The organism is Psychromarinibacter sp. S121 (assembly GCF_049801035.1).
Taxonomy (GTDB): Bacteria; Pseudomonadota; Alphaproteobacteria; order Rhodobacterales; family Rhodobacteraceae; genus Psychromarinibacter.
This window is the reverse complement of the sequence record NZ_JBNAGE010000003.1, coordinates 166,071-181,237: the sequence shown is the minus strand read 5'-3', so window position 1 is coordinate 181,237 and position 15,167 is coordinate 166,071. Positions and strand designations below refer to the sequence as shown.

Below are 15,167 nucleotides of genomic sequence, written 5' to 3'. Positions count from 1 at the left end.
ATTGACATACTTTTACCCGGGTGTAAAAGGCGCCTATGCAACTGACCGTATTCGAAAGCGCGCGCCTTCTGGCGCAGGGCACGGTGGCCGAGGTCGCCGCCGAAATGCAGGCCGCCGCCGCGCGTGGCGGGGATGTGCTGGCGTTCGACGATGCAACCGGCAGGGTTGTCGATCTCGATCTGCGCGGCGCACCGGCCGAAGTGGCCGCGCGTCATCAGGGCGCGGACACGCCGCCCCGGCGCGGACGTCCGAAGCTGGGGGTCAAGGCGCGCGAAGTGACGCTTCTTCCGCGGCATTGGGACTGGCTTGCGGGCCAGCGCGGGGGGGCGTCCGCCATGCTGCGGCGGCTGGTCGAGGACGCGATGCGCGCCGATGCAGCGACGCCGAGGCAGAGGCAGGACGCGGCCTATAGCGCCGCCACCGCGCTTGCCGGGGACCGTCCGGGCTATGAGGAGGCGATGCGCGCGCTGTTCGCGGGCGACGCCGCCGGGATGGCAGTGCATATGGCCGAATGGCCCGGCGACATCCGCGACTATGTCCTCCGCCTGTTGGGTTCCGCACCCGACTGACGCGCGACGCCCCGCGGTCACCGGGCCAAACATCAACGATTTCGCATAGTTGACTTCGTTTGCCATCCGGGCCGGCGCAGGCCCCAAAGATGGACAGCCCCCGCCTTACTCGCCTACAGATGGCAGCAGAGTTCATTTCAGGGAGGCAATGATGAACGACACCCCGACTTACGGTTTCGACACGCTGCAGGTTCACGCAGGCGCCCGGCCCGATCCGGCGACCGGCGCGCGGCAGACCCCGATTTACCAGACCACCGCCTATGTGTTCCGCGATGCGGACCATGCCGCCGCGCTGTTCAATCTTCAGGAAGTGGGGTTCATCTATTCTCGCCTCACCAACCCAACCGTCGCCGTGTTGCAGGAACGGATCGCCACCTTGGAAGGTGGCGCGGGTGCGGTGTGCTGTTCGTCGGGCCACGCGGCGCAGATCATGGCGCTGTTCCCGCTGATGGCTCCGGGCCGCAACGTGGTGGCCTCGACACGGCTGTACGGCGGCACGGTCACCCAGTTCAGCCAGACCATCAAACGGTTCGGCTGGTCGGCGAAGTTCGTCGACACCGACGATCTCGACGCCGTGAAGGCGGCAATCGACGACGACACCCGTGCGATCTTCTGTGAATCCGTCGCCAACCCCGGCGGCTATGTCACCGACCTTGAAGCGATGGCGGCCATCGCGGACGCGGCCGGGTTGCCGCTGATCGTGGACAACACCTCGGCCACGCCGTACCTCTGCCGCCCGATCGAGCACGGGGCGACGCTGGTCGTGCATTCGACCACGAAATACCTGACCGGCAACGGCACCGTGACCGGCGGCGCCATCGTGGATTCGGGCCGGTTCGACTGGGCTGCGTCGGGCAAGTTCCCCTCGATGTCCGAACCCGAGCCCGCCTATCACGGCCTGAAGTTCGCCGAGACCTTCGGCCCCCTCGCCTTTACCTTCCACTCGATCGCCGTCGGCTTGCGCGACCTCGGGATGACGATGAACCCGCAGGCGGCGCATTACACGCTGATGGGGATCGAAACGCTGTCGCTGCGGATGGAGCGGCATGTCGCGAATGCCAAGACGGTCGCCGCCTGGCTCGAGGCACATGACGCGGTCGAGGCGGTGACCTATGCCGGGCTCGACAGTTCGCCCTACGCCGACCGGGTTAAGCGGCTGTATCCGAAGGGCGCGGGCGCGCTGTTCACCGTTGCCCTGAAAGGCGGCTACGACGCCTGCGTAAAGCTGGTCGACAGTCTCGACCTGTTCAGCCACGTCGCCAACCTTGGCGATACGCGAAGCCTTGTGATCCACTCGGCCTCGACCACCCACCGGCAGTTGTCCGAGGAGCAGCAGGTCGCCGCAGGCGCAGCGCCGAACGTGGTGCGCCTGTCGATCGGGATCGAGGATGCCGACGACCTGATCCGCGATCTCGATCAGGCGCTGGCGAAAGCGTCCGCCTGACGCGTTGCGCGCGCCGGTCTCTCCGGCGCGCGATCACATTTGATTTGCCTGCGCGCGACGCGGGCTAGCTGGATTCACGCAACCGAACCCCGAAGGGAAACACCATGCCCGCCACAGCGCTCGTCACCGGAGCGTCTTCCGGCCTTGGAAAGGAATTCGCACGGATACATGCCGCGACCGGCGGCACGGTCATTCTGACCGCCCGGCGCGAGGCCGAACTGCACGAGTTGAAAAGCGAACTGGAGGGGCGGCACGGGATCGACGCGCATGTCTTTCCCGCCGATCTCGGGCAAGAGGGCGCGGCGCAGGCGCTGTATTCCGACGTGCGCGCCGCCGGGCTGACCCCGGACATCCTGATCAACAACGCGGGTTTCGGCGGGCAGGGAAAATTCATCGAGCGCGACCTTCCGCGGCACCTTGCGATGATCGACCTGAACATCAAGGCGCTGATGGTCCTGACGCACCTGTTCGGTCGCGACATGGCCGGGCGCGGCAGCGGGCGGATCCTGAACGTCGGCTCGACCGCCGGCTTCATGCCGGGGCCGCAGCAGGCCACCTATTTTGCGACCAAGGCCTTCGTGAACTCGTTCTCTCAGGCCATCGACCAGGAACTTCGGCCGCGTGGCGTGACCTGTACCGTTCTGGCGCCGGGTTATGTCGAGACAGGCTTTGCCGAAGCCGCCGACATGGAAGGCACCGCGATGGTCAAGGCGGGCGGGGCGGATGCGGCATCCGTCGCCAAGATGGGCTATGACGCGATGATGGAAGGGCGGCTGGTGAAGATCAATTCACCCTTCCTGAGCCTTGCACTGAACTGGATCATCCCGCTGCTGCCCCGGCGGCTGGTGTTACAACTGGCCGAGCGAACGCAGTCGAAGTAAGGCGCACCGTCTGACCGTCCGGGTAAAGGCTTCTTCAACGAAGATCGCCTAAGCCGTGCCCGAGGACAGGCACCATGACCCAATCGGCATATGCGGCGATCCGGTTGCCGGTCGCCTTTATCGAGGAACTTTCAAGCGCGGGCAGCATCGAACAGGTGCTGGCGGTATCGGCTGCGTGGCTGCCCCGGCTGATCGAGGCGGATCGCGCCAAGCTCAGTTTCATTGACGAGGGGCGGCTGATCGCCCGCAGTTTCCGCCGTGACGGGGTGCATGATCTTGAGGCCGATCTTGTGCCGCTCAGCCCCGGTTCACCGCGGGCACGGGTGCTGGATGGCGGTGAAGTCCTTCAGATCGGGCGGTCCGAACTTGGGCGCGAAACCGACCCCGCGATGCGGCTCTTGCACGAACAGGGGTTTGGCCGGGTGCTGATGGCGCCGATGCGCAGCGGGAACGAGACGGTCGGCGTCGTGGGGTTGGTACGACGCTCGCGCGACAAATTCACCGACCTTCAGGTGCGGCATGTCATGGCGGCGGCGCGCTGGATCGGTGCACAGGCGCGGCTGATGCAACAGCTTCGGCGCAACGTGCGCATGGCCGAGACCGATCCGCTGACCGGACTGGCGAACCGCAACCGGCTAATGCGGGTGCTGGAGGCGCCCGATGTGCTGCACGACCCCGACGCATTCGGGCGGGTCATCGGGGTGCTGCACGTGGACCTCGATCATTTCAAGGACACCAACGACCGGTTGGGCCATGCCGCCGGCGATGCGGTGCTGTGCCATGCGGCCAAGGTCATGCGCGAAACCGCTGGCCCGACGGATGTGGTGGCACGGATCGGCGGGGACGAGTTCCTGATCGTCACCCGCTCGGATCCCGAAGGCGAAGACATCGCGGCGCTGGCGCACAGCCTGTCCGTGGCGCTGGCAACGCCGATCCCGTGGGGCGACAGCGCGCTTGCCTGTCCTGCCAGCATCGGAACGGCGCTGGCCGCTGCGGGGGACGGTACGGCGGAACGGCTGATCGCGAACGCAGACCTCGCCTTGTACGAGGTCAAGCGGCGGGGGCGGCGCGGGGTGCAGGCGTTCACCCCGCAGATGCGCGAAACCGCCGAAGCGCGGCGCACCCTGCATGCCGAGTTGCGGGCAGCGGTCGAGAACCGCAGTTTCGAACCCCATTTCCAGCCCATTGTCGAGCTTGCAACGAACACCGTCGTTGGGATCGAGGTTCTGGCGCGCTGGCCGCATCCGACGCGGGGGCTGCTGACGCCCGACGCCTTTCTGGACGCCGCCGCAGAGATCGGGCTGTCGGGGCACATGGACGCCATCGTCCGGTCGAAGGGACTTGCTGCAACGGCGCATCTGCGGGCGCTTGGCTGCGCGCGGCCCGCAATGTCGATGAACCTTTCGGCCGACACGCTGGCCGAGCCCGACCTTGCCGAGGCTCTGCTGTGGGAGGTTCTGGGTCACGGGCTGGACCCTGCCGACCTGACGCTCGAAATCAGCGAGACGGAAATCGCGACCGATGCGGACGGAAGGGTCGAGACCGCGGTGCGGCAACTGACGACGCGGGGCTTCGGCGTGGCCATCGACGATTTCGGGACGGGTCACGCCGCGTTGCCCAAGATGCGAAGGCTGGAGGTCAGCGGCCTGAACATGGCGCCGGCGATGACCGCCTACCTGTCCGACGCCAGCACCGAGGCTATCCTGAGGGCGGTCCAGATGATCGCGGCAGAACTGCAGTTGACGGTCACCGCAAAGGCGGTCGAGACGGAGGCGGCGCTGTCGCGGCTGCGGTCGCTGCGGTGCGACAGGGTACAGGGCTACGCGATCTCGGGGCCCCTGCCCTTCCGCGATCTGCTGCAGTTTCTTGGCGGCAGGCGGCCCGTCACCGGACCGCGCAGCATCGCCTGAGGCGGACAGTCAGTCCTGACCGAACCAGAAGCCTTCAAGGTCGGCGATGAACCGCTGCCGTGCCTCGGGGCCTTCCATCATGATCTCATGCTCGCCGCCTTCGACCATCTGAAGCCGCCCCTTGGGCCACATCGCCACCCGCGCATGCACCGCCGCGGTATCGACGATCCGCTCGTTCGTGCCGAGGAAGGTGAGACAAGGCAAATCCGGCGATGGCTGCCGCGCAAGATGGCGGGTTTCGACCAGCGCCTCGTACAGCCAATGCAGGCTGGGACCGCCCAGCGCCAGTTCGGGATGCTCGCGCAGCTGTTCGATCATGTAATCGAACATCTCGCGATCCGTGGTCAGCAGGTTGTCCTCGAACAGCGCGGTCTTGACGTAGGTTTCGGGACTGGTGCCCGGCACATAGCGATAGCCGTGCCCGAACTGCCGTGCGAACCACGACATGATCCAAGCGACGGGCCGCAGCGAGCGGCTGATCTTGATGCCCCACATCGGGCCGGTGAACACCGCAGCCTTGACCGGCAGGTGTTCCAGCACGGCCCGCAGGCCGATACAGCCGCCCATCGAATGCGCGATCAGGAAATAGGGCTCTGGCAACCCTTCTGCCTGCGCCGTCGACAACAGGGCGGCAACGTCGTGCTGGTAGTCGGTGAAATCGACGACATGCCCGGTCGCAGTGTCTTCCAGCGCCCGCTCGGCCAGCCCCTGCCCGCGCCAGTCAATCGCGATGGTGGACAGGCCGATGCGTTCCAGCTCGCCCGCCATCACGCCGTACTTCTCGACATATTCGGTGCGGCCGGGAAACAGCAGGACCGTCCCCTGCGACCCGCCCGGCCAAAGCGCGATGCGAAGCCGCGCGCCGTCGCGGGCGGTCACCCAAAGCGCACGAACACTGTCGGGCCCTCGCGAGACCTCCTGAAAGAACGGCGCGGCTGTGCTCATGTCAGCTGAGAACCGCGCCCAGCTGCATCGCCATGCCCATGTCACCGTCGACGCTGAGCTTGCCGGTCATGAAAGCCGAAGTCGGGTCCATCGCACCCGACAGGATCGCTTGAAACGTCTCTGCGTCGGCGCTGAGCGTCACGTCCGCATCCTCGTCCGCGGCGCGCGCCCCGGCCGAATCGAGCACGATCGCGCCCTCATCCTCGATCAGGAATTTTGCCTTTCCGTCGAACTCGGAAGTGTCTTTCTCGTTCAGGGCCGCAACAGCGGCGTCGATAACTTCACTCATCGAAAGGCTCCTTCGTTTGTGACCCGCGCAGGGCTCGCTTTTCGCTGCGTCGGCAGTATGCTTCCGTTATGAAAAAATCGATACGGTTCTGCAAATCTGTCGTTGCGGCATATCTCCTCGCCACCGCTCCGGTGCTTGCACAGGATGCGGATGTCGACGGGATGCTTGCCGAACTGGCAAACCCCGACACGACCAACTGGATGCAGCTGGAACGCCGGATCCGCACCGAGTGGCAGCGGTCCGGGTCCGCGTCGATGGACCTGCTGTTGCAGCGCGGGATCGACGCGATGGAGGCGCAGGACTGGAAGCTGGCGGTCGAGCACTTCACCGCGCTGACCGACCACGCCCCCGACTTTGCCGAAGGCTGGACCAACCGCGCCACCGCCTTCTTCCAGCTGGGGATGTACGGCCCGGCGCTGGAAGACATCGGCCGCGCCCTTTCGCTGAACCCTGACCATTTCGACGCCTTGGCCGGCCTTGCCGTCATTCTGGAAGAGGTCGGCATGCGCGAGGATGCGCTGGAAGCGTGGCGCATGGTGGCCGCGATCAACCCCCACCGCCCAGAGACGAAGGCCGCGCTTGACCGGCTGGAACGCGAGTTCGGCGGCCAGACGCTCTGACGGAGCGGCCCCGCTGCCTATACAAGTGCGGTGTGCTGCACTACATGAGGCACAGGTGAAACAAACAGGACCGGGTCAAAGCCGCCCCTGAGGGTGGCTCGGGATCTCAATCCCGCACGCCGGGCTTCCACGGAAGACCCCGCAACCCGAAGGCAGAGGCGAACGATGGCCGGACAGGCGCGAGTTACGGCGGTTCTGGGCCCGACCAACACCGGCAAGACCCACTACGCGATAGAACGGATGCTGGCGCACCGCACCGGCGTCATCGGGCTTCCGCTGCGCCTGCTGGCGCGCGAGGTCTACGACCGGATCGTCGCGATGCGCGGGCCTTCCGTGGTGGCTTTGGTCACCGGGGAAGAGCGAATCGTTCCCGACCGCACCCAGTACTGGGTCTGCACGACCGAGGCGATGCCCGAAGGCCTGATGGCCGATTTCGTGGCGCTGGACGAGATCCAGCTGTGCGCCGATCCGGAACGTGGCCACGTGTTCACCGACCGCCTGTTGCGCGCACGCGGCACCCACGAGACGCTGCTGCTGGGCGCCGACACCATGCGCGGCGCCATCGCGGCGCAGGTGCCCGGCGTGAACTTCGTGCGGCGCGAGCGATTCTCGGACCTCACCTATATCGGGCAGAAGAAGATCAGCCGGATGCCCCGGCGATCCGCCATCGTCGGCTTCTCGGTCGATCAGGTCTACGCAATCGCCGAGCTTCTGCGCCGCCAGAAGGGCGGCGCGGCGGTCGTGATGGGCGCGCTCAGCCCCCGCACCCGCAACGCACAGGTGGATCTGTACCAGAACGGCGACGTCGACTATCTCGTGGCGACCGACGCCATCGGGATGGGTCTGAACCTCGACATCGACCACGTGGCGTTCTCGTCGTTGTCCAAGTTCGATGGCCGCCGGATGCGATACCTGATGCCGAACGAACTGGCGCAGATCGCGGGCCGTGCGGGCCGCTATACCAAGGACGGCACCTTTGGCGTCACGGGCGAAGCGCCGGCGCTGGACGAGGGCATGGCGGAGGCGATCCAAGAGCACCGGTTTGCCCCGATCCGCAAGCTTCAGTGGCGCAACTCGCGGCTGGACTTCGGCACGACCGACCGGCTGATCGCCTCGCTCGAGGAACGCACCGACGACGAGTGGCTGACCCGTGGCCGCGAGGCGGACGACCTGATGGCGCTGAAACTGCTGTCCGCCGTCGACGGCATCCGCCACCGCGCCACCGACCCGAAGTCGGTCAAGCTTCTGTGGGATGTCTGCCGCATCCCCGATTTCCGCGGCATCAGTCACGCCGAGCACGCGGGCCTGCTGGAGAAGATCTTCGGCTATCTGCACGAGTTCGGGCGGGTGCCGGACGACTGGCTGTCGGCACAGGTCCGCCGGATCGACCGCACCGATGGCGAAATCGACGCCCTTTCCAAAAGACTGGCCTATATCCGTACATGGACATATGTCGCACAGCGAGCCGGCTGGCTCGATGACGAAAGCCATTGGCGTGGGGCGACCCGCGCGGTAGAAGACCGACTGTCGGACGCCCTGCACGAGCGTCTGACGCAAAGATTTGTGGACCGGCGCACCAGCGTATTGCTGCGGCGGCTCAAGCAGAAGGAGAGCCTTGTGGCCGAGGTGAACGACAAGGGCGAAGTGACGGTTGAGGGCCAGTTTATTGGCCGGCTGGAGGGATTCCGCTTCAGTCAGGACAAGGCGGCAAGCCCCGACGAGGCGAAGACATTGCGCCAGGCCTCTTTGCAGGCCCTCAAGCCCGAGTTCCATCTGCGCGCCGACCGGTTCTACAACGCGCCCGATACCGAGATCGACTTTACCGATCAGGGCGGCCTGATGTGGGGCGAACATGCGATCGGCAAGCTGGTCGCCGGCTCCGAGCCTCTGAAACCCGAAGCGCAGGCCTTCGTCGACGAGGAAGCCGGCCACGATGTCGCGCAGAAGGTGCAGCGCCGCCTGCAGCACTTCATCGACCGCAAGATCGCGACCCTGTTCGAACCGCTTCTGGCCATGTCCCGCGACGAGGCCATGACCGGCCTTGCCCGTGGCTTCGCCTTCCGCATGGTCGAGTCGATGGGTGTCCTACCCCGTGATCAGGTCACGCAAGAGGTCAAGGATCTCGATCAGGACGCGCGCGGCGCGCTGCGCAAACACGGCATCCGCTTCGGCCAGTTCACCATCTTCATGCCGCTGCTGCTGAAGCCCGCGCCGACCCGTCTGCGGCTGGTGCTGTGGTCGCTGGCTCAGAACCTGCAGGAATTCCCCGAAAGCCCGCCCCCGGGTCTTGTGACCATTCCGTCCGATCCGACCGCGCCAGAGACCTATCACACGATGGCCGGCTACCGGAAAGCGGGCGACCGCGCGATCCGCATCGACATGCTGGAACGTCTGGCCGACATGCTGCGCTCGGAAGACAGCCGTGGCGGGTTCGAAGCGACCGCCGACATGCTGTCGATCACCGGCATGACGCTGGACCAGTTCGCCGGCCTGATGGAAGGCCTTGGCTACAAGGCCGAGAAGGGCGAGCGCGAGAAGGTCAAGCCGGTGACCGAGGTGGTGCCGGAAGCCGAAGGTGACGCCCCCGCTGCGGACACGCCTGTGATGGACGCCGACACGCCGCCCGAAGGCGGCATCGTCGAGGCGCCCGAGACCCCTGCCCCCGCCGAGGAACCCGCACCGGCTGCCGAGGTCGAGGCTATTGCGGACGAAGGCATCGCGCCGGTCGACGAGACCGCCGACAATGTCGAGAAAATCGACGATGGCATCCCACAGACCTCTGACGACGAGACACCGCAGGGCACCGCGCCCGACGCGGATGTCGCCGGCCCCGAGATCGAGACCTTCTACACGTTTACGTGGGCAGGCTTTGGCCGCCGCCGCGAGGGTGGCGGCGCGGGCAACCGTGGCCAGAAGGGTCAGGGCAAGCCGCGCGGAGGCAAGCCGAAATCAGGCAAGGGCGGCGGCAAGGGCAAGCGCCAGAATGCCGGCAACAAGGGCGGCGGCAACCAGAGCCGCACCTATGAATCGCGTCCGCCCAAGAAGGACAAGATCGACCCCGACAACCCCTTCGCCGCCGCGCTGATGGGGCTGAAGGACAAGCAGTGACTTGACCGAGCCCCGCGCCACCATCCGGCTGGACAAGTGGTTGTGGTACGCGCGTTTCTTCAAGACGCGCGGCCTTGCGGCAAAAACCGTCTCGGCCGGGCACGTCCGGGTCAACTCGGCCCGGGTGTCCAAGCCCGCGCAGGCAGTCGGCCCGGGCGACACTTTGACCTTCCCGCAGGCGAAAAGGATCCGCGTCGTGCGCATCCTTGCGCCCGGCACCCGGCGCGGCCCCGCGCCCGAGGCGCAGGCGCTGTACGAAGACCTCTCGCCTCCTGCCCCAGAGCCGGCGGACCGTCCGGCACCGGCGCCGAAATTCGAAGGCGGCGGCCGTCCGACCAAGAAAGACCGCCGCAAGTCCGACGCGATGCGCCAACACGGCCTTGAATGATCCGGCAGGTCAAGCTAGCTACGGGCCCGAGCCAAGATCCGGATCACTACACATGACCTACGTCGTCACCGACAACTGCATCGCCTGCAAATACACCGACTGCGTGGAAGTCTGCCCCGTCGACTGTTTCTACGAGGGCGAAAACTTCCTGGTGATTCACCCGGACGAATGCATCGACTGCGGCGTTTGCGAACCCGAGTGCCCGGCCGAGGCGATCTTGCCGGACACCGAGCCTGACACCGAGAAATGGGTCGAGTTCAACCGCAAGTACTCGGAAATCTGGCCGGTGATCATCACCAAGAAAGATCCTCTGCCCGACGCGGCCGAGCGGGATGGTGAGCCTGGAAAGTTGGAAAAGTACTTCTCTGAGAAACCGGGCGAAGGCGGCTAAGGCGCGATTCGTAGGTTTCGTACGAATGACGTTACGTCGGGTTAACCGAATTAGGTAAAATCGACGGCGTCAAGTCGCTGTTTTAGCGGCTTTTTCAGCGCTGCCAATCGCATCGAGCTTCCAAATGGGGGCTTTTGATGCTATATTGGTGCGATATCGACGCCGGAAACCCGAAGCCGTCCGCAGGGACCCGTTCCTGAGGTTGGCTTTTTTGGCGCCAAATTCCGGGACCTGGGGGTGCCGGTGGCCCCGGGGAGCCCGTCTCAGGTCCGTTCGGACCTTCGAGGAAGGACGCTGCATGACTAAGACCAAGAAAATGGAATTCCGCCCGAACGACTACGTGGTGTACCCGGCGCATGGCGTCGGCCAGATCGTGTCGATCGAGGAGCAGGAGATCGCAGGCATCAAGCTGGAGCTCTTCGTGATCTCCTTCGAGAAGGACAAGATGACGCTGCGGGTCCCGACCCACAAGGCCTCTGAGGCCGGGCTTCGTTCGCTGTCGACGCCCGATATCGTGTCTCAGGCGATGAAGACGCTGAAGGGCAAGGCCAAGGTAAAGCGCGCCATGTGGTCGCGCCGAGCCCAGGAATACGAACAGAAGATCAACTCGGGCGACCTGATCGCGATTGCCGAGGTGGTGCGCGACCTGCACCGCACCGACGATCAGCGCGAACAGTCCTATTCCGAACGTCAGCTTTACGAAGCTGCGCTGGAACGCCTGACCCGCGAAGTCGCCGCCGTTTCCGGTGCCGACGAGACCGCGGCCCAGAAGCAGGTCGACGACGTGCTGATCAGCCGCGCCGCCTGATCTTTCGGGACATTTCGGACAGTCACCGCCGCCTTCGGGCGGCGGTTTCTTTTCGTGTGCCCTGGTAGCGCCCTGCCCGGCTTAGACCATGGCCGCGAAGGCGCACAGCGCGACGATCTCGCACACCTGCTGCGTCGCTCCCAGAACGTCGCCGGTCTGCCCGCCGATCTTGGCGCGCGCCAGGCCCGCCGCGCATAGCGCGGCCCCTGCCACAAGCAGCGCCACCCAGATCGCACCCGGCCCCGCCACCAGCACCGACAGACCAAGCGCCACCAGCAGACCCGTCGCCGCGACGGCCTGTCCCGGCCGCCCGACCGATTGCGACAGGCCCGACCCGCGCGCGTTCGCCATCTCTTGCGACAGCACGGCCATCGGCGCCCGCGACAGCAGCGCCGCCGCCAGCACCGGGCCGACCCATGCGCCGCTCATCAGCACCGCCACCGCCTGCCAGCGCAGGCCCAGCGACAGCACCAGCGCAATCACGCCATAGCTGCCGATCCGGCTGTCCTTCATGATCTCCAGACGCCGCGCGACGGTGTAGCCGCCCCAGAACCCGTCCGCGACATCGGCCAGCCCGTCCTCGTGCAGCGCGCCGGTCATCACTACGGCAGAGGCCACGAGAAGGCCCGCGCTCAGCACCACCGGCAGACCGGCCCAGTGCGCCACGCCTGCGATCACGACCGCCAGCAACGCCACCACCAGCCCCGCCAGTGGCCAGGCCCAGGCCGCCCCTGCGCCGCGATCCACCCCGCGGACCGGCAACGGCAGCCGCGTCAGCAGGCCCAGCGCCGCGACGATGTCGCCCGCAATTCCGTCTGTTCTCTCCATGCCCTCCCGGATAGAGACAACGGGCAGATCCCGCAACGAGAGAGAAGAATGGCCGCCCACTGCCCTGCCGACCTGCCCGCCTTCCGCACCGCGATGACCGACCTGCCGGGGCCTGACGCCGCCGCCCGCGCCGGAGCCGCCGCGCGCAATGCGCAACTGACGAAGCCCCCCGCCGCGCTGGGTCGGCTGGAGGATCTGGCGCAATGGTACGCAGGCTGGCGCGGCGATGCGCGGCCCTCGGTCGACCGCCCGCAGGTGATCGTCTTCGCTGGCAACCACGGCGTCGCGGCGCGCGGTGTATCGGCCTTCCCGCCCGAGGTGACGGTGCAGATGGTCGCCAACTTCCGCGCGGGCGGCGCCGCGATCAACCAGCTTGCCGACTGCTTCGGCGCATCCATCGACGTGCACGCGCTGTCGCTGGACACGCCGACCGCCGACTTCACCGCCGGTGCCGCGATGACCGAAGACGAGCTTTACGATGCGCTTCACACCGGCTGGACCGCGCTGGACCCGCAGGCGGATCTGCTGGTCGTGGGCGAGATGGGCATCGCCAACACCACGGCCGCCGCCGCGTTGTCCGCCGGGCTGTACGGCGGCACCGGCGCAGACTGGGTCGGGCGCGGAACCGGGGTCGACGACGCCGGGCTGACGCTGAAGGCGCAGGTGGTGGACGAGGCGCTGGCCCTTCATGCCAAGGCGCTGTCGGATCCGCTCGAATGCCTGCGTCGCCTTGGCGGGCGCGAACTGGCCGCGATGACCGGCGCGATCCTAGCGGCACGTCACTACGGCGTGCCTGTCCTGCTGGACGGTTTCCCCTGCTGCGCTGCCGCAGGGGTGCTGCACCGGATGGCGGACGGCGGGCTTGACCACTGCGTCGCGGGCCACCGCTCGGCTGAGGCGGCGCACGGGCGGCTGCTGGGCCAGTTCGGGCTAGAGCCGCTGTTGTCGCTGGGCCTCAGGCTGGGCGAAGGCACCGGCGCCGCATTGGCGATCGGCGTGCTGAAGGGGGCCATCGCGTGCCACTCGGGCATGGCGACCTTCGCCGAGGCGGGCGTGTCCGAAGGCTAGTCGGTCTTCCGCTTCTCGTTCTCGGCGAATTGCTTCAGCAGCGCCGATTCCAGTTCGGCGTTCAGTTCATGAGTGCGCGCGACATAGTCGGGGTTCTGGTCGACCGGCACTCCGGGCTTCCAGACCTCGGCCAGCGCCAGGACCGCGGCACGGTCGTACTGGAAATAGGTCCGCTCCATCTCGGCCGCTTCGAAGTCGGTCAGCCCCATGTTCTCAAGAACATAGCGCCCGGCCCGCAGGCTGGAATCGAACATCTCGCGGACGATGTCATTCGCCCCTGCGCGATACAGCTGGTAGACGTGCACCCGGTCCCGCGCCCGGGCGACGATGTGCAGATCGGGCCGCTCGCGCCGCGCGAAGGCGACCAGACGGGTGACGTCGTCGCGCCCATCCATTGCCACCACCAATACGCGCGCTTCCTTCAGCCCGGCGGCGCGCAGCACCTCGGGGCGGGTCGGATCGCCGAAGAAGCCCTTGTACCCGAACTTGCGCATCAGCTGGATCGTGGCGAGGTTGTTGTCCAGCACGGTGGTCCGGAACCCGGCCATCTGCACCATCCGATTCACCGCCTGCCCGAACCGCCCCATCCCGGCGATGATGATCGGCCCCTCTGCGCCGATCTCGTCCGGCGTATGCTGAACCTCTGCCTCGCGACCGCGTTTCGACAGGTAATCCTGCGCCAGGAAGAACAAGGGCGTCAGAAGCATCGACAGGGCGATGACCATCAGCAGGTTCTGCGAGGTCTGCGGCGCAAGCACGCCCTGCTGCGCCGAGAAGGACAGGAGCACGAAGCCGAATTCGCCCGCCTGCGCGAGACCCAGCGTGAACAGCCATTGGTCGCGGGTCTTCAGGCGGAACAGGCGGCCCAGTCCGAACAGCACAAGGCCCTTGATCGCCATGACCGCCAGCGTCAGGCCAAGCAGCAGGAACGGCTGGCCCAGCACCAGCCCGATGTCGATGCCCGCGCCCACCGTGATGAAGAACAGGCCCAGCAGCATGCCCTTGAACGGCTCGATGCTGGATTCCAGTTCGTGCCGCAGCTCCGAGTTCGCCAGGACCACGCCGGCAAGGAACGACCCAAGCGCCGGTGACAGGCCGACCAGGGTCATCAGGAAGGCGACGCCGACCACGATCAGCAGCGCGAAGGCGGTGTACAGCTCGCTGAGACGCGTGGCGTGGATGAAGTGGAACAACGGGCGGATCAGGTAGACGCCGATCAGGATGACCGCCGCGATCACCGCGAGTGTCACCAGCATCGCGCCCCAGCCCGGCAACCCCTCGATCAGCGACAGGGCGACGTCGTGGCCATGATCCTCGGCGGCGTGGACGGCCTGATCGATCGGGCGACTGACCGAACCATCGGGGTTGAACACGGTCCGCATCTCGCCTTGCAGCAGCGGCAGGACGATCAGCATCGGGATCACCGCGATGTCCTGGCTCAGCAGAACCGAAAAGGCCGACCGTCCACCCGCGGTTTGCATCAATCCCTTCTCGGACAGGGTCTGAAGCACGATGGCGGTCGAGGACAGCGCGAAGATCATGCCGATGGCCAGCGCGGCGGCGGGGGGCTGGCCCAGCAGCATCGCGCCGCCGGCGATCAGCGCCATGGTGAGCACGATCTGCGATACCCCCAGCCCGATCAGCTTTGTCCGCATGTCCCAAAGCGCGCGGGGTTCCAGTTCCAGCCCGATCAGGAACAGCATCATCACCACGCCGAATTCGGCGAAATGCTGCAGGTCCGCGTTCGCGCCCACCAGCCCTAGGATTGGCCCGATCAGCAGACCCGCCAACAGGTATCCCAGAACCGATCCCAGCCCCAGCCGCGCCGCGATCGGCACCGCGATCACGGTCGTGGCCAGATAGATCGTGGCCTGGAACAGGAAGGTATCCATCGACGGGAATCACTCTTGCGGCGTGT

Annotated in this window: 14 protein-coding genes; 10 read left to right on the top strand and 4 right to left on the bottom strand. The window is 66.5% G+C overall.

The features are described from left to right. Window positions 1–35: 35 nt before the first annotated feature. The 4 genes from ACP156_RS14610 to ACP156_RS14595 all read left to right on the top strand — a co-directional run bounded on the left by ACP156_RS14610 (window position 36) and on the right by ACP156_RS14595 (window position 4,804). Entirely contained in the window at window positions 36–569 is a 534-nt protein-coding gene (locus ACP156_RS14610) for a DUF2239 family protein (protein WP_425052093.1), read from the top strand. Window positions 570–720: 151 nt separating this feature from the next. Next, window positions 721–2,013, top strand: coding sequence for an O-acetylhomoserine aminocarboxypropyltransferase/cysteine synthase family protein (locus ACP156_RS14605; protein WP_425052092.1), 1,293 nt, complete (start codon window positions 721–723; stop codon window positions 2,011–2,013). A 104-nt stretch (window positions 2,014–2,117) separates the two neighbouring features. After that, window positions 2,118–2,894 carry an SDR family NAD(P)-dependent oxidoreductase gene (locus ACP156_RS14600; protein ID WP_425052091.1) on the top strand — a complete coding sequence of 259 codons (777 nt, stop codon included), beginning with the start codon at window positions 2,118–2,120 and terminating at the stop codon, window positions 2,892–2,894. A gap of 74 nt (window positions 2,895–2,968) precedes the next feature. Continuing rightward, the gene (locus tag ACP156_RS14595) at window positions 2,969–4,804 is read left to right on the top strand and encodes a putative bifunctional diguanylate cyclase/phosphodiesterase (RefSeq protein ID WP_425052090.1); all 1,836 of its coding nucleotides are present in this window, start codon (window positions 2,969–2,971) and stop codon (window positions 4,802–4,804) included. Between the two features lie 9 nt (window positions 4,805–4,813). Here ACP156_RS14595 and ACP156_RS14590 read toward each other — a convergent pair whose 3' ends face one another. Both ACP156_RS14590 and ACP156_RS14585 read right to left on the bottom strand, forming a co-directional pair. Further along, window positions 4,814–5,749: an alpha/beta hydrolase gene (locus ACP156_RS14590; RefSeq protein WP_425052089.1), complete on the bottom strand. Its 936-nt coding sequence runs from the start codon at window positions 5,747–5,749 to the stop codon at window positions 4,814–4,816. A gap of 1 nt (window position 5,750) precedes the next feature. After that, window positions 5,751–6,038, bottom strand: coding sequence for an SCP2 sterol-binding domain-containing protein (locus ACP156_RS14585; protein ID WP_425052088.1), 288 nt, complete (start codon window positions 6,036–6,038; stop codon window positions 5,751–5,753). A gap of 68 nt (window positions 6,039–6,106) precedes the next feature. Between ACP156_RS14585 and ACP156_RS14580 the strand changes: the two genes are divergently transcribed. The 5 genes from ACP156_RS14580 to ACP156_RS14560 all read left to right on the top strand — a co-directional run bounded on the left by ACP156_RS14580 (window position 6,107) and on the right by ACP156_RS14560 (window position 11,353). Beyond that, a complete protein-coding gene (locus ACP156_RS14580) occupies window positions 6,107–6,658 on the top strand; it encodes a tetratricopeptide repeat protein (protein ID WP_425052087.1) in 552 nt (183 codons plus the stop codon). Window positions 6,659–6,823: 165 nt separating this feature from the next. Beyond that, window positions 6,824–9,766: a helicase-related protein gene (locus ACP156_RS14575; RefSeq protein WP_425052086.1), complete on the top strand. Its 2,943-nt coding sequence runs from the start codon at window positions 6,824–6,826 to the stop codon at window positions 9,764–9,766. 1 nt (window position 9,767) lies between these two features. Continuing rightward, window positions 9,768–10,154: an RNA-binding S4 domain-containing protein gene (locus ACP156_RS14570; protein WP_425052085.1), complete on the top strand. Its 387-nt coding sequence runs from the start codon at window positions 9,768–9,770 to the stop codon at window positions 10,152–10,154. Window positions 10,155–10,206: 52 nt separating this feature from the next. Continuing rightward, window positions 10,207–10,545: a ferredoxin FdxA gene (gene fdxA, locus ACP156_RS14565; RefSeq protein WP_425052084.1), complete on the top strand. Its 339-nt coding sequence runs from the start codon at window positions 10,207–10,209 to the stop codon at window positions 10,543–10,545. A gap of 298 nt (window positions 10,546–10,843) precedes the next feature. Next, on the top strand, window positions 10,844–11,353 hold the full coding sequence (locus ACP156_RS14560) for a CarD family transcriptional regulator (RefSeq protein ID WP_425052083.1): 510 nt from the start codon (window positions 10,844–10,846) through the stop codon (window positions 11,351–11,353). An 81-nt stretch (window positions 11,354–11,434) separates the two neighbouring features. Here the strand turns inward: ACP156_RS14560 and ACP156_RS14555 are convergent, their stop codons facing one another. After that, entirely contained in the window at window positions 11,435–12,181 is a 747-nt protein-coding gene (locus tag ACP156_RS14555) for an adenosylcobinamide-GDP ribazoletransferase (RefSeq protein ID WP_425052082.1), read from the bottom strand. Window positions 12,182–12,229: 48 nt separating this feature from the next. Between ACP156_RS14555 and cobT the strand changes: the two genes are divergently transcribed. Next, on the top strand, window positions 12,230–13,249 hold the full coding sequence (gene cobT / locus ACP156_RS14550) for a nicotinate-nucleotide--dimethylbenzimidazole phosphoribosyltransferase (protein WP_425052081.1): 1,020 nt from the start codon (window positions 12,230–12,232) through the stop codon (window positions 13,247–13,249). On the opposite strand, the gene ACP156_RS14545 is transcribed toward cobT, so the two are convergent. Then, the gene (locus tag ACP156_RS14545; protein ID WP_425052080.1) at window positions 13,246–15,141 is read right to left on the bottom strand and encodes a cation:proton antiporter; all 1,896 of its coding nucleotides are present in this window, start codon (window positions 15,139–15,141) and stop codon (window positions 13,246–13,248) included. The two genes, cobT and ACP156_RS14545, sit on opposite strands and share 4 nt — an antisense overlap. Window positions 15,142–15,167: the final 26 nt, after the last annotated feature.

Coding starts and splice junctions, on each gene's coding strand:
- ACP156_RS14590 (WP_425052089.1), bottom strand. CDS start 5,749: ATGAGCACAGCCGCGCCGTTCTTTCAGGAGGTCTCGCGAGGGCCCGAC.
- ACP156_RS14560 (WP_425052083.1), top strand. CDS start 10,844: ATGACTAAGACCAAGAAAATGGAATTCCGCCCGAACGACTACGTGGTG.
- ACP156_RS14580 (WP_425052087.1), top strand. CDS start 6,107: ATGAAAAAATCGATACGGTTCTGCAAATCTGTCGTTGCGGCATATCTC.
- ACP156_RS14545 (WP_425052080.1), bottom strand. CDS start 15,141: ATGGATACCTTCCTGTTCCAGGCCACGATCTATCTGGCCACGACCGTG.
- ACP156_RS14575 (WP_425052086.1), top strand. CDS start 6,824: ATGGCCGGACAGGCGCGAGTTACGGCGGTTCTGGGCCCGACCAACACC.
- ACP156_RS14605 (WP_425052092.1), top strand. CDS start 721: ATGAACGACACCCCGACTTACGGTTTCGACACGCTGCAGGTTCACGCA.
- ACP156_RS14555 (WP_425052082.1), bottom strand. CDS start 12,181: ATGGAGAGAACAGACGGAATTGCGGGCGACATCGTCGCGGCGCTGGGC.
- ACP156_RS14600 (WP_425052091.1), top strand. CDS start 2,118: ATGCCCGCCACAGCGCTCGTCACCGGAGCGTCTTCCGGCCTTGGAAAG.
- ACP156_RS14610 (WP_425052093.1), top strand. CDS start 36: ATGCAACTGACCGTATTCGAAAGCGCGCGCCTTCTGGCGCAGGGCACG.
- fdxA (WP_425052084.1), top strand. CDS start 10,207: ATGACCTACGTCGTCACCGACAACTGCATCGCCTGCAAATACACCGAC.
- ACP156_RS14585 (WP_425052088.1), bottom strand. CDS start 6,038: ATGAGTGAAGTTATCGACGCCGCTGTTGCGGCCCTGAACGAGAAAGAC.
- cobT (WP_425052081.1), top strand. CDS start 12,230: ATGGCCGCCCACTGCCCTGCCGACCTGCCCGCCTTCCGCACCGCGATG.
- ACP156_RS14595 (WP_425052090.1), top strand. CDS start 2,969: ATGACCCAATCGGCATATGCGGCGATCCGGTTGCCGGTCGCCTTTATC.